The following is a 14159-nucleotide window of genomic DNA, read 5'->3' on the forward strand; positions in this document are numbered from 1 at the left end:
AGCTGAGAAGGGGGTCCCTCGCCCCACAGAGGAGGGACCCCTCTCTCAGCTGATGTTGTGCAGCGACCTCGCCGGTCAGGACCCCGCGCGGGTCCAGGTCCAGCTGCCGGCGGGCGCGTCGACGCTCACGTCGCCGCCCGAGCGGGTCACCGTGAACACCGTCTCCGCACCGGAGTCGTGCGCCGGCACCCGCACGACCGTCTCGCCGTCCGCGCCCGGGAACACCCGCAGCTCCAGCCCGTCGACGTAGTCGTACTCGGCGACGTCGCTGCGCGCGCCGACCGGGATCACCGCGCCCTCGCGGACGTAGAGCGGCAGCGAGTCGAAGCCGTGCACCTCGCGGCGCCACTCCCCCGCCGAGTCGGTGCTCTCGCCCGTCCACCAGTTCGTCCAGCGGCCGCGCGGCAGGTAGAACTCGACCGAGCCGTCGGGGGTGAACACCGGCGCGACCAGCAGGTCGTGGCCGAGCATGTACTGCGTGTCGAGGTGCGCCGCGTTGCGGTCGTCCTCGAACTCGAGCGTCATCGGCCGCATCACCGGGGTGCCGGTGCGCGCCGCCTCTGCCCCCGCCGCGTAGAGGTAGGGCATCAGCGAGAGCTTCAGCCGGGTGAAGAGCCGGGTGACGTCGACCGCCTCCTCGTCGAACGCCCACGGCACCCGCACCGAGGACGACCCGTGCAGCCGCGAGTGCGAGGAGAGCAGCCCGAAGGCGAGCCAGCGCTTGAAGACGCCCGGGTCGGGCGTGCCCTCGAAGCCGCCGATGTCGTGCGCCCAGAAGCCGAAGCCGCCGAGCGCGAGCGAGAGCCCGCCGCGCAGGGTCTCGGCCATCGAGACGTAGGAGGAGGTGTTGTCGCCGCCCCAGTGCACCGGCAGCGCCTGGCCGCCGACGGTGGCGCTGCGGGCGAAGAGCGCCGCGCGGCCCTCGCCGAGCTCCTCCTCCAGCACCTCGAACACCGCGCGGTTGTAGAGCTGGGTGTACCAGTTGTGCATGCCCTCGGGGTCGGAGCCGTCGGACCAGGCCACGCCCTCGGACGGGATGCGCTCACCGAAGTCGGTCTTGAACGAGTCGACGCCCTGGCGGACCAGGACCCGCAGCTTGTCCTGGAACCACCGGGTCGCCTCCGGGTTCGTGAAGTCGATCAGGGCCATGCCGGCCACCCACAGGTCCCACTGCCAGACGTCGCCCGCGGTGGTGCGCAGCAGGTAGCCCTTCTCGCGGCCCTCCTCGAACAGCGCCGAGGCCTGGCCGATGTAGGGGTTGATCCAGACGCAGGTGTGCAGGCCGCGCTCGTGCAGGCGAGCGAGGATCCCCTCCGGGTCCGGGAAGGTGCGCGGGTCCCACTCGAGGTCGGTCCACTGGAACTCGCGCATCCAGAAGCAGTCGAAGTGGAAGGCCGACAGCGGCAGCTCGCGCTCGGCGAAGCCGTCGATGAAGGAGTTCACCGTCTCCTCGTCGTAGCTGGTGGTGAAGCTCGTGGTGAGCCAGAGGCCGTAGCTCCAGGCGGGGACGATCGCGGGGCGGCCGGCCAACCCGGTGTAGCGGCGGAGCACGTCCTTCTTGGTCGGACCCTGGATGACCAGGTACTCCAGCGCCTCGCCGCCGACGGAGAACTGCACGCGCTCGACGGTCTCGGAGCCGATCTCGAACGAGACCAGGCCGGGGTCGTTGACGAGCACGCCGTAGCCGCGGCTGGAGAGGTAGAAGGGGACGTTCTTGTAGGCCTGCTCGGAGGAGGTGCCGCCGTCGGCGTTCCAGACGTCGACGGTCTGGCCGTTCTTCACGAACGGGCCGAAGCGCTCGCCGAGGCCGTAGACGAGCTCGCCGACGCCGAGGTCGAGCTGCTCGTGCAGGTAGGCCTTCCCGTCGGGGCCGGTGAGGTAGCCCTCGGCCTTGTGGCCGGAGCCGGTGAGACGGGTGTCCGTCGCGGTGTCCCAGAACTCGAGCGACCAGGGCGCGCCCTGCGCGACGCGCACCTCGAGGTCGCCGGTGCGCAGCACGCCGCCGGTCTCGGTGAGGCCGGCCTCGCCGACCGCGTCGTCGACCAGGTCGAAGCCGCGGCGGGTCGCGGTGCCGCGCCAGTGCTCGATCCGGACCTTCGCGACGCCCTCCGCCGGCGAGGACACGGTGACGGTCAGCGTCGGCCGGTTCAGCACGTCGCCGCGGCCCTGGATCACCTTGGTCGGCGCGATCACCTCGAGCGAGGTGCCGTGGGAGCGGATGTCGTACGCCTCCTGCGCGAAGAGGGGCGTGAATCCGGCCCTCGTCTGCCAGAACCCGTCGGTGAACTTCATGGGGTGGTGCCTTTCTGATGGGGAGGCCGATGCCGGGAGCGAGGTCGAAGCGCTTCGATTCCCGGCCGGGCACGCCGAGGGGATCAGCGGCGCGGGCCCCGGTGGAAGGACCCGCGCCGCGGTGAGAAGGGGCTACTTGACCGCGCCGGCGGTGATGCCGCGGGTCAGGGTGCGCTGGAAGATCAGGAAGAAGATCAGCGTCGGCAGCAGGCCCAGCAGGGCGCTCGCGCTGGTCGTCGTGACGTCCATGATCTTGTCGCCCTGGAGGCTGGAGATGGCGATCGGGACGGTCTGCGTCGCATCGCTCACCAGGAAGACCAGCGGGATGAGGAACTCGTTCCAAGTCCAGATGAAGAAGAAGATCATCAGCACCGAGAGCGTCGGCCGCGAGATCGGCACGATCACCCGGGTGAGCACCTGCCACTTGGAGGCGCCGTCGAGTGCCGCGGCCTCGAGGATCTCCTTCGGGAAGGTGCCGTAGACGCTGGAGAGCAGATAGGTGCCGAACGCCGACTGGATGACGGTGAAGATGATGATCACCGAGAGCTGGCTGTCGTAGATCCCGACGGCCTTGAACATGTAGTACAGCGGGTAGAGCAGGGCCTCCTGCGGCAGCATGTTCGCCAGCAGGAACAGGATGATGATCCAGCTGCGTCCCTTGACCCGGCCGATGCCGATCGCATAGGCGTTGAGCACCGAGAGGGCGACCGCGAGGATCGCGACCGAGCCCGAGATCAGGATCGAGTTGCCGAGCTTCTCCGGGAAGTTCACCCGCTCCCAGAAGGTCGAGAGGCCGTCGAAGGAGAGGCCGGTCGGGAAGGCGAGCGGGCCGCCCACGGAGTACTCGGCCGGGGTCTTGAACGAGTTGAGCAGGATCAGCAGCACCGGGCTGATGATGACGAGTCCGATCACGACCGCCACGATCAGGATCGCCCAGTCGCCGAGGGTGCGCTTGGTCGCGCCCTTCGAGGCCTTGGGCGCCTTCTTCGGCGTGGTCAGATCGGTGTCGTCGGTTCCGGCCTGGGTGAACGGCAGGGCTTCGATGGCCGACATCAGCGGGCTCCTTCGCTGCGCTCGACGCGCTCCTGGGCGCGGATGAAGAGGACGGCCAGGATCACGATGACGATGGTCAGCGCGGTCGCGATGGTGGCGCCGTAGCCCACCTGCTGCTTCTGGAAGAACTCGGTGTAGGAGTAGTAGCTCGGCACGATGGTCGAGTCGCCCGGGCCGCCGCGGGTCAGCGCGTAGATCGGGCCGAAGACCTTCAGCGCGGCGATGGTGCAGGTGAGGGTGACGACGAAGACCTCGGGCCGGATGATCGAGATGGTGATCCAGCGGAAGCGCTGGAACCAGTTCGCGCCGTCGAGCTCGGCGGCCTCGTAGAGCTCGGGGTCCACGCGCTGCAGCGCCGCCATGAAGATGACGACCGGGTAGCCGAGCTGCACCCAGATCATCACGACCATGATCGAGAGCATCGCGGTGTCGGGCTTGCCGAGCCAGTCGTGCGCGAGCGAGCCGAGGCCGACCGCCTCGAGGATCGAGTTCAGGGCGCCGTTGTCCGGGCGGAGGATCCAGCCGATCACGATCGCGGCGATGACCGTCGGCAGGATCTGCGGGAGGTAGTAGGTCGCGCGGAGGAAGGAGGCGATCCTCCCGCCGAACTTCTTGCCGACCAGATCGAAGAGGATCGCGGCGAGGAGGAGGCCGAGGATCGTCGGCACGATCACCATCGCGATGATCATGTAGACGGAGTTGAGGAACGACGTCCAGAACTGGTCGTCGCCCATCAGCTCGATCCAGTTGTCGAGGCCGATGAAGATCGGCGGCTTGATGCCGCGCCACGACGTGAAGCTGATGTAGATGTTCCAGATCAGCGGGATCAGCACGATGAACACGAAGAGCACGAAGCCCGGGATCAGGTACAGCCAGTAGCCGCCGGAGCGCTTCTCGCGGGGCGGCTTCTCCGCCGTGGGAGGCGGCGGGGCGCTCTCCGCGCGACGCGGAACGGTCGTCGTCATGGGTACTCCTTGAACGTGGGGGCTATGGGGGGGGCGGCGGAGCCCGGGGTGGCCGCGAGATGCCACTTGTGCACGGCTTTCACGGCGTGTCGCGTGCACAAGTGGCATCTCGCGGGAGGGGACGACCTTGCGGTTACTTGATGTCCGCGACTCCGTCGTCGTACTTGCCCTGCAGCTCCGTCAGCATTCCGCTGGGGTCGACCGAGCCGTTGATGAGCTCCTGCGAGGCGGCGACGAGGTCGTCGTAGAAGGTGGCGGTGGGCCAGTCCGGGTAGAAGGAGAGCTGGTCCTCGTCGACGACCGTCTTCCACTGCGAGAGCAGCGCCTTGCTCTTCTCGTCGGTGATCGCGGTCTCGTCGACGACCAGCGGGATGCCGCCGTTGTTGCCGATGAGGTTCTGGATCTCGGGGCGCATCGTGATGTCGATCCACTTGTAGGCGAGGTCCTTGTTCTTCGCCGTCTCGGGGATGACCCAGTGGTTGCCGGCGGAGCCCATCGTGAACTCGGCGCCCGGGAAGAGGAAGGTGTCCCACTCGAAGCCGGTGATCTCGGTCTTGAAGCGGCCGAACCACCACGAGCCCGAGAAGAAGATCGGGTACTCGCCCGAGATGAAGGCGGTGCCCGCGTCCTCGGCCTTGAGTCCGGAGGCGTCCGCGGAGAAGTAGCCCTTGTCCACGTAGGTCTGCAGCTGGTCGGCCGCGTAGCTCCAGGCCGCGTCCTCGAAGTCGACCTCGCCGGTGTAGGTCTGGTAGTCGGTGATCCACTGGCGATCGGCCTTCAGCAGCGCGAGCTGGTAGAAGAGCTGCTGCAGCGGGTACTCCGCGCCGGCCTCGGCGAGCGGGGTGATCCCCTTCGCGACGAAGGCGTCGAGCACGGCGGTGAACTCGTCGTAGGTCGTCGGGACCTCGAGGCCGTTCGCCGCGAAGACGTCCTTGTTGTAGTAGACGAAGGTGAACTCGCCGTAGTTGGGGATGCCGTACCAGGAGCCGGAGCCCATGATGCCCTTGTCGTCGTACTTGGCCGTGGTCTGCAGAGCGCCCGGGATGAGCTTGTCCCAGCCGTAGAACTCGACGGCCTCGTCGAGGTTGGTCAGCAGCCCCTGGCTGGAGAGCAGACCGCTGGTCGCGTTGCCCTTGTTGTACTCGACGACGTCGGGTGCGGAGTTGGAGTTGAAGATCTGGCTGGCACCGGTGCGCAGCTGCTCGAAGGCCTTGAACTCGTAGGCGATCTCGGCGCCGGTCTCCTTGGTGAAGATGTCGCGGGCGGCGAGCCAGGCGATGCCGCGGTCGCTGTCGGGGGTCTCGAAGTCCCACATGGTGAGGGTGCGACCGGCGCCGTCGACGTCGGTGGCGAGGGCGTCGGAGCCGGCGTCGGAGCCGCCTCCGGAGCAGGCGGCGAGTGCGAACATCGCGCCGATGCCGACACCGCCGGCGATCAGGCCGCGGCGGCTCAGCGAGCCGACGGTGGCGGCGGAAGGGCGGTGGAAGGCGGTGCGGGGACGAAGCGACATAGCGGGAGTTCTCCTTCAAACGGTGCCGCGGGGCTGTGGACGAGGGCTGTGAGTGGTGGATCGTGCGAGTCGAAGAGCGCTCTCTGAGACCGGCCGAGCTGTCGAAGCGTTTCGACGATCGGCGCGGAGAGCGCGGGGGCGAAGAGGACTGGGAAGGGTCAGGGAGCGGCCGGCACCGGGGCGCCGGTCGCGGCGAGCGCGACGGAGCCGCGGTCGACGTAGTGGGGCGGGAGGAGGTCGACGCCGGTGGTGCGGCCGGAGTCGATCTGCTGGAGGGTGCGGGCGACGGCCGCGCGGCACATCGCGTCGAACGGGAGAGGGATGCTGCTGACCGGCACCGGGAGCGCCGCGCCGTCGTAGCTCGCGCAGGCCGCGAGGACCGAGAGGTCGCCGGGGATCGAGAGGCCGCGCTCGACGAGGCGCTCGATCGCCGCCTCCGCCACCGGCTCGTTGCAGTGCAGCACGAGGGCGGAGACCGGGGCGGTGAGCAGCGCGTCGACCGCCGCCGACGCGCTCGCTCGGCCGATGTGCGGGCGCTCGACGCTCAGGGCGAGACCGAGGGCCGCGCACTCCGCCTCGAAGGCGTCGTCGAAGCGGCGGACGAAGCCGGCGTTGCGGTCGGTGTACGACTGCGGGTGCTCGATCAGGCCGATCGAGCGGTGGCCCTGCTCGGCGAGCAGGCGGACGCTGCGGCGGGCGGCCTCGGCGAAGTCGAGGTCGACGCAGGCGAGGTCGTGCGCGTCGGCCGGGACGCCGATGAAGGTCGCCGGGACGCCGGCCGCGCGGATGAGGGCCGCGCGGTCGTCCTCGTCGTCGACGCCCATCAGGACGACGCCGTCGACGAGCGAGGAGGAGGAGACGCGGGCGATGCCGCTGGAGGCCTCGTCCGTGACGAGGAGGAGGACGTCGTAGTCGGACTCGCGGGCCCGCTCGAGCACCTCGGTGACGAAGCGCATGTGGGTGGGCAGGTGCAGCTCGCCGCGCATCGGCGCCGAGAGGGCGAGGATGTGGGTCCGCGCTCCGGCGAGCATGCGGGCGCCGGCGTGCGGCCGGTAGCCCAGCTGCCGGACGGCCTCGTCGACCCGCTGGCGGGTGGAGGCGGCGATCGATCGCTTGCCGGAGAGGGCGTAGGAGACGGTGCTGATCGAGACCCCGGCCACGCGGGCGACGTCGTGGATGCTCGCCATCGTTCCTCCTGCCGGACCTCGTCGTCGGTGCCCGGCCGCTCCGCCCTGCTCGGGAGAGCAGTGCTTCGAAACGCTTCGACCGGGTTGCTGCTGAGCACTGTACGCACAGTCGAAACGCTTCCGCAAGGAATTCGTCGGGCGACGCCACATATCGACGCGAGACGTCGCGTCGATCGATGAGCACAGTGTCGCGAGACGTCGCGCCGACCGAGGAGCACCACCACGCGACACGTCGCGACGACCGTTGCGCCGCACGCCGCCGATCGATATGTTGGGCGCAACAACAATTCGGCGACGTCGCCGGAAAGGATTCGGATCAATGTCCCTGACCCCCACCCGCGCCGACAAGTTCTCGTTCGGCCTCTGGACCATCGGCTACAACGGGACGGACCCGTTCGGCGGCCCGACCCGCAAGCCCCTCGACACCGTGCACGCGGTCGAGAAGCTGAGCGAGCTCGGCGCCTACGGCCTCACCTTCCACGACGACGACCTCTTCGCGTTCGGCTCGACCGACGCCGAGCGCCAGACCGAGATCGACCGCCTCAAGGGCGCGCTCGAGTCCACCGGCCTGATCGTCCCGATGGTCACCACCAACCTCTTCAGCGCCCCGGTCTTCAAGGACGGCGGCTTCACCTCGAACGACCGCGACGTGCGCCGCTTCGCGCTCCGCAAGGTCCTCCGCAACATCGACCTCGCCGCCGAGCTCGGCGCGCAGACCTTCGTGATGTGGGGCGGCCGCGAGGGCGCCGAGTACGACTCCGCCAAGGACATCCGCGCGGCCCTCGAGCGCTACCGCGAGGCCGTCAACCTGCTCGGCGACTACGTCACCGACAAGGGCTACGACATCCGCTTCGCGATCGAGCCCAAGCCCAACGAGCCCCGCGGCGACATCCTGCTGCCGACCCTCGGCCACGCGATCGCGTTCATCGACTCGCTCGAGCGCCCCGAGCTCGTCGGCGTGAACCCCGAGGTCGGCCACGAGCAGATGGCGGGCCTGAACTTCACGGCCGGCATCGCCCAGGCGCTGTACCACGGCAAGCTCTTCCACATCGACCTCAACGGCCAGCGCGGCATCAAGTACGACCAGGACCTCGTCTTCGGTCACGGCGACCTGCACAACGCGTTCTCGCTCGTCGACCTCCTGGAGAACGGCGGCCCCGGCGGCGTCCCGGCCTACGACGGCCCGCGCCACTTCGACTACAAGCCCTCGCGCACCGAGGACGAGACCGGCGTCTGGGACTCGGCCGCGGCCAACATGCGCACCTACCTGCTGCTCAAGGAGCGCGCGGCGGCCTTCCGCGCCGACCCCGAGGTGCAGGAGGCGCTCGCGGCGTCGAAGGTCGGCGAGCTGTCGACCCCGACGCTGAACGAGGGCGAGTCCTACGACGACCTGCTCGCGGACAGCGCGTCCTACGAGGCGTTCGACACCGACGCGTACCTCGGCGGCAAGGGCTTCGGCTTCGTCCGCCTGCAGCAGCTCGCCACCGAGCACCTGCTCGGCGCGCGCGGCTGACCCACCCGGCCGCTCCCGCGGTGCGCCGCGGGACGTCCTGAGACGGACGGGATCCTCTGCCTCGGCAGGGGGTCTCGTCCGTTCTCGCATGCTCGGGTGACGGCTCCGGCCCTCCCCCGCCTCTCCTCCGCGGAGGCATGGCCCCCGCCCTTCCACCCGACGGAGGCACCGTCTCCGCACCCCGACTTCAGCGGAGGCCGCGCCTCCGCACCCGCCACAACGAACGGAGACGGCGATGACGCTCGTCGCAGGGATCGACTCGTCCACCCAGAGCTGCAAGGTCGTCGTCCGCGACCTCGACACGGGAGCCGTGGTCCGCACCGGCCGCGCCTCGCACCCGGACGGGACCGAGGTCGACCCGGCCGCCTGGTGGGAGGCGCTGCAGATCGCGCTCGCGGACGCGGGCGGACTCGACGACGTCGCTGCGATCTCGGTCGGCGGGCAGCAGCACGGGATGGTCGTGCTCGACGCCGACGGGCGGGTCGTCCGGCCCGCGCTGCTCTGGAACGACACCCGCAGTGCCGGCGCGGCGCGCGAGCTGATCGAGGAGCTCGGCGCGGAGGCGTGGGCGCAGCGCACCGGCAGCGTCCCGGTCGCGTCCTTCACCGCCACCAAGCTGCGCTGGCTGCGCGACGCCGAGCCGGAGAACGCCGCGCGCGTCGCGGCCGTGGCGCTCCCGCACGACTGGCTGACCTGGCGCCTGCTCGGCTACGGCCCCGACTCCGCGCGCGGGCCGCAGCTGGACGCGCTGACCACCGACCGCTCCGACGCCTCCGGCACCTCGTACTGGGGCGCCGACGGCTACGACCTCGACCTGCTCGAGCGCGCGCTCGGGCACCGGGCGCTCCTCCCCCGCGTGCTCGGCCCCTCGGAGCAGGCGGGCACGACCGAGAGCGGTCTCGTCGTCGGTCCCGGCGCGGGCGACAACGCCGGCGCGGCGCTCGGCCTGGGCGCGGGGCCCGGCGACGTCGTGGTGAGCATCGGGACCAGCGGCACCGTCTTCGCCGTGACCGACGACCCGGTGCGCGACGCCTCGGGCACGGTCGCGGGCTTCGCGGACGCGAGCGGGCGGTTCCTGCCGCTGGTCGCGACACTGAACGCGGCGCGGGTGCTGGCCTCGACGGCCGGGCTGCTGGGGAGCGACTTCGACGCCTTCTCGGCGCTCGCGCTCGATGCGGAGCCGGGCTCCGGTGGCCTCGTGCTCGTGCCCTACTTCGAGGGCGAGCGGACGCCGAACCTGCCCGACGCGACGGCGAGCCTGCACGGGATGACGATCGCGTCGACCACGCGGCCGAACCTGGCGCGCGCGGCGATCGAGGGCATGCTCTGCGGCCTCGCCGACGGCCTGGACGCCGTGCGGGCACAGGGCGTCGAGGCCCGGCGCATCCTGCTGATCGGCGGGGCGGCGCAGAACAGCGCCGTGCAGCTGGCGGCCTCGCAGGTCTTCGACGTGCCTGTCGTCGTGCCGACGCCCGGCGAGTACGTCGCCGACGGCGCTGCGGTGCAGGCCGCCTGGGCGCTGACCGGCGCGCGGCCGACCTGGGAGGTCACCTCCCTCGCCGAGCCGGCGCCGGACCACCGCCCGGTCATCCGCGAGCAGTACGCGGCGGCCCGCGCCTGACCCGCGTGCAGAGGGCGGGTCTCGATACGCGCTGCGCGCTACTCGACCAGCATGAGGAGGCAGCCGCCCGACGGGCGTCCGCCATGCTGATCGAGTAGCCCGCGCAGCGGGCGTATCGAGATCCACCCCTCTGCAGAACGCGGGTCTCGATACGCGCTCCGCGCTACTCGACCAGCATGGGGAGAGGGCTGCCGCCCATCGGGCGACCGCTCCCCTCATGCCGACGGCACAGCCGCATCATGCTGATCGAGTAGGGCGCGCAGCGCACGTATCGAGATCCCCTCGTCAGCTCGTCAGCCCGTCGACGTACTCCCGGTTCTCCGCCAGCCACGACTCGAGGGCCGCGTCCTGGTCGTCGGCGCCCTCGTTGAACAGCGCGTTCTCGAGCGAGTACAGCGTGTCCGAGTCCATCCGGAAGTCGCGCAGCCAGCTGCTCAGCGTCGGGAACTCGCTGTCGAACGACGCGGAGCCGAAGGCGTGGATCCCCTCGGCCTCGCCGAGCAGTCCCTTCGGGTCCTCGAGGTCCTTCACCGGGAACGCGTCGTAGGCCCAGTGCGGCCGCCACAGCGTCACGGCGATGTTCTCGCCGGCCGCCGTCGCGCTGGAGAGCTCCTGCAGCATCGCGGGCGTCGACGAGGTCAGGTACTCCATCCCCTCCAGGCCGTAGCCGGGGATGACCGCGTCGGTCGTGATCCCGTTCAGCCCCGAGCCGGGCTCGATGCCGACGAGCCGGTTCCCGACGACCTCGGGGTTCGCCGCGAGCTCCTCGAGGGTGTCGATCGGCGCGTCCTCGTTCACCGCGATGGTGAGCTTCGCGTCGTCGTTCCAGGCACCGAGGTCGACGATGCGGTCGCCGTACTCGTCGAGGTAGTCGCCGTGGGTGACCGGCAGCCAGGTGTCCAGCGCGAGGTCGTAGTCGCCGCTGGCGAGACCCGAGAAGCCGGGCGCCACGTCGATGCTCTGCAGCGTCACGTCGTAGCCCTCCTCCTCGAGCACCGCGCCCCAGAGCCGCGACGCGGCGATGCCCTCGTCCCAGCCCTGGAAGACGGCGAGGGTGACGTCGGTGCGGTCGCCGTTGTCGACGGACGCGGTGGTCGCCGGTCCGGCGACGGCCGAGGCGCCGAGTGAGGCGACGACGCCGACCGACACCGCGGCGATGGCCGTGCGGGTCGCGACGACGGCCTTGCGGCTGCTCGCCCGGGCGACGCGGGCCGGCGACGGGGCGCCGAGGGCGCTCGTCATCCGGTCGAGGATGATCGCCAGGATCACCACCGCGATGCCGGCCTCGAAGCCGAGCGCCACGTCGATCCGGCCGATGCTGGCCACGACGTCACCGCCGAGACCGCCCGCGCCGACCATGCCCGCGATGACGACCATCGAGAGCGAGAGCATGATGACCTGGTTGAGGCCGGCCAGGATCGACGGCAGCGCGAGCGGCAGCTGGATCTGGCGGAGGATGCGCCACTTCGACGAGCCGAACGACTCGCCCGCCTCGACCAGCTCGGAGTCGACACCGCGGACGCCCAGCTCGGTCAGCCGGACGCCCGGTGCCATCGCGAAGACGATCGTCGCGACGATGCCGGGCACGACGCCGACGCGGAAGAGGATCAGCGCCGGAATGAGATACACGAACGCCGGCATGGTCTGCATGAAGTCGAGGACCGGGCGCAGGATCGTCGAGGCGGTCCGGTTGCGGGCCGCGAGGATCCCGAGCGGCACGCTCAGCGCGATCGCGACGGCGGAGGCGACGAGCACCAGGGCGAGCGAGTCCATCGCGTTGTCCCACTGGTCCACGCTCGCGATCAGCAGCAGCCCGACCGCGGAGCCGAGCCCGAAGACCCAGCCGCGCGCAGCGTAGGCGAGCACCGCGATCAGGGCGATGACGACCCAGAACGGCGGCGTCGCCAGCACGAAGTCGACGCCGGTGTAGGCGGCGCCGAAGACCGTGCGGAGCAGGTCGAAGACGGGCTGGAAGGTCTGCGTCAGCACGTCGACGACGCCCTCGGCGGCAGCGCCGAGCGGGAGGCGGAGGTCCGGGTTCATCGCACGCCCCCCTCGCTCGCGAGCACGGCGTCGTCGACGGGGCCGCCGGTCGCGTGCAGGGTCGCGGTGACCATCTCGGTGGGGAGGGTCGCGGGCGGCTCGACGAGCGGCACGCCGCCGGTCTGCGGTCCGAGATTGCCGAGGGCCGCGAGCAGCGTCACGCGCGGGATCGCGCCGAGGAGCCGCCCCGCCTCGTCGACGACGGCGACCGGCAGCGCCGACTCGACGGCCGGCTCGATGATCTCGCTGAGCGCGGTGTCCGGGCCGACGCTGACGACGGCCTCGGTGACGACGAGCGAGAGGTCGGTCGTGCCCGCGCGGACCTGCTCGATCACGTCGCGGTCGCGGACGGTGCCGAGGAGGCGCCGCCCGGCACCCACGACGAAGGCCGCCGCGGTCTGCTGGTCGCGCATGGTGCGCAGGGCGGCGCGGGGGCCGGCGGCGAGCGTCACGACGGAGCGCGCCGGCTCCATCACGGCGGACGCGGTGAGCACGCGGGCGCGGTCGACGTCCTGCACGAACTGCGCGACGTAGTCGTTCGCCGGGTCGGTGAGGATCTCCTCCGGGGTGCCGATCTGCACGATCCGGCCGTCGCGCATGACCGCGATCCGGTCGCCGAGGAGCATGGCCTCGTTGAGGTCGTGGGTGATGAAGACGATGGTCTTGCCGAGCTCGTGCTGCAGCTCGATCAGCTGCTCCTGCATCTCGCGGCGGATGAGCGGGTCGAGCGCCGAGAACGCCTCGTCCATCAGCACGATGTCGGTGTCGGCGGCGAGCGCCCGGGCCAGTCCGACCCGCTGGCGCATGCCGCCGGACAGCTCGTCCGGCATCTTCTCGTGCCAGCCGGCGAGGCCGGCCCGCTCGACCGCGAGCAGCGCGCGCTCGCGGCGCTCCGCCGCCGGCACGCCCTGGATCTCGAGCGGGTAGGCCACGTTGTCGAGCACGGTGCGGTGCGGGAGCAGCGCGAAGTGCTGGAAGACCATCGAGATCGAGGAGCGGCGCACGCGGCGGAGCTCCTTGTCGGAGACGCCGGTGATCGTGGCGCCCTCGATCAGCACCTCGCCCGCGGTCGGCTCCTGCAGGCCGTTGAGCATGCGGATGAGCGTCGACTTGCCGGAGCCGGACAGCCCCATCACGACGAAGATCTCGCCGCGGCGCACCTCGAAGGAGGAGTCGATCACCGCCGCGGTGCCCTGGCCCGCGAGGTCGGCGCGGTCGGCGCCCTCGCGCAGCCGCCGCACGACCTCCTCGGGCCGGCGCCCGAAGACCTTGAAGAGGTTCCTCGCCTCGAGGGCCGGGCCCTCCCGCTCGAGGGTCGCTGTGGCGGCTCCGGCTCCGTTCCCGGGCTCGCTGATGTCCTGCTGATTCTGCTGCACATGCACTCCGTCGGCGCGCAGGGACGCATCCCTGCACTCTCATCTCGTGGTGCCGGGTCGGGTGCGGGGGACGTCCGTCTCTCCAGCCTCCGCGGGCGTCCCGCCGCGGTGAGCGGAGGGGGCGCGGAGGCGATTCCGGTTCGTCCGGGAGGCAGCCACGGGGCCGCCTCGCGCACCCGTTGACCGTACGCTCGCGGCACGTCGGGGAGGACGCCGCACGAGCGCGGACCGATTCATCGGGGTCTCGAGGACCGCCGTCCACGGTAGCCGCGGGTGTCCGTCCGGACAAACGGCGGACTCCACATCAGGGGCTCTGCAACGATGCAGAGCCAGGCTATGCGGCGACTCCGGTGCTGGTCAGGGCCGGTTTCCGCACCGTTGCCCGATCGTTACCCGCGGATGCCCGCTTGCGCCCGGATGATCGAGCAGCCCGCGCAGCGGACCTCTCATGTCGATCGAGCAGCCCGCGAAGCGGACCGCTCATGCTGATCGAGTAGCCCGCGAAGCGGGCGTATCGGTGATTGCCTTGGTGTGTCGCGGGGTTCTGACTCGTCTGCGTATCTGACGCCTGGCAGGGCTGTCTGGATCTCGAACTGTCG

The 14159-nt window shown here is 70.8% G+C and carries 9 protein-coding genes; 2 read left to right on the forward strand and 7 right to left on the reverse strand.

What is annotated here, in order from left to right; genetic code table 11:
- Positions 1 to 75: 75 nt before the first annotated feature.
- The 5 genes from yicI to EDF43_RS16720 all read right to left on the reverse strand — a co-directional run bounded on the left by yicI (position 76) and on the right by EDF43_RS16720 (position 7007).
- Positions 76 to 2292 carry an alpha-xylosidase gene (gene yicI, locus EDF43_RS16700; protein ID WP_132437652.1) on the reverse strand — a complete coding sequence of 739 codons (2217 nt, stop codon included), beginning with the start codon at positions 2290 to 2292 and terminating at the stop codon, positions 76 to 78.
- Positions 2293 to 2424: 132 nt separating this feature from the next.
- On the reverse strand, positions 2425 to 3345 hold the full coding sequence (locus EDF43_RS16705) for a carbohydrate ABC transporter permease (RefSeq protein WP_132437651.1): 921 nt from the start codon (positions 3343 to 3345) through the stop codon (positions 2425 to 2427).
- A complete protein-coding gene (locus EDF43_RS16710; protein WP_123447720.1) occupies positions 3345 to 4310 on the reverse strand; it encodes a sugar ABC transporter permease in 966 nt (321 codons plus the stop codon). The genes EDF43_RS16705 and EDF43_RS16710 overlap by 1 nt, the downstream gene beginning before the upstream one ends.
- A gap of 133 nt (positions 4311 to 4443) precedes the next feature.
- Positions 4444 to 5820, reverse strand: a complete 1377-nt coding sequence (locus EDF43_RS16715; RefSeq protein ID WP_243582285.1) for an extracellular solute-binding protein — start codon at positions 5818 to 5820, stop codon at positions 4444 to 4446.
- 158 nt (positions 5821 to 5978) lie between these two features.
- Positions 5979 to 7007: a LacI family DNA-binding transcriptional regulator gene (locus EDF43_RS16720; RefSeq protein ID WP_165909145.1), complete on the reverse strand. Its 1029-nt coding sequence runs from the start codon at positions 7005 to 7007 to the stop codon at positions 5979 to 5981.
- Positions 7008 to 7326: 319 nt separating this feature from the next.
- On the opposite strand from EDF43_RS16720, the gene xylA reads away from it, so the two are divergent.
- Together xylA and xylB are read left to right on the forward strand one after the other, a co-directional pair.
- Positions 7327 to 8520, forward strand: a complete 1194-nt coding sequence (gene xylA / locus EDF43_RS16725) for a xylose isomerase (RefSeq protein WP_132437649.1) — start codon at positions 7327 to 7329, stop codon at positions 8518 to 8520.
- A gap of 235 nt (positions 8521 to 8755) precedes the next feature.
- Positions 8756 to 10141, forward strand: a complete 1386-nt coding sequence (gene xylB, locus EDF43_RS16730) for a xylulokinase (protein WP_132437648.1) — start codon at positions 8756 to 8758, stop codon at positions 10139 to 10141.
- A gap of 285 nt (positions 10142 to 10426) precedes the next feature.
- Here the strand turns inward: xylB and EDF43_RS22570 are convergent, their stop codons facing one another.
- The gene (locus EDF43_RS22570) at positions 10427 to 12184 is read right to left on the reverse strand and encodes an ABC transporter permease/substrate binding protein (RefSeq protein ID WP_132437647.1); all 1758 of its coding nucleotides are present in this window, start codon (positions 12182 to 12184) and stop codon (positions 10427 to 10429) included.
- Positions 12181 to 13539 carry a glycine betaine/L-proline ABC transporter ATP-binding protein gene (locus EDF43_RS16740; RefSeq protein ID WP_243646349.1) on the reverse strand — a complete coding sequence of 453 codons (1359 nt, stop codon included), beginning with the start codon at positions 13537 to 13539 and terminating at the stop codon, positions 12181 to 12183. The genes EDF43_RS22570 and EDF43_RS16740 overlap by 4 nt, the downstream gene beginning before the upstream one ends.
- Between the last annotated feature and the right edge of the window lie 620 nt (positions 13540 to 14159).

Source organism: Rathayibacter sp. PhB179, assembly GCF_004345345.1.
GTDB classification, from domain to species: Bacteria; Actinomycetota; Actinomycetes; order Actinomycetales; family Microbacteriaceae; genus Rathayibacter; species Rathayibacter festucae.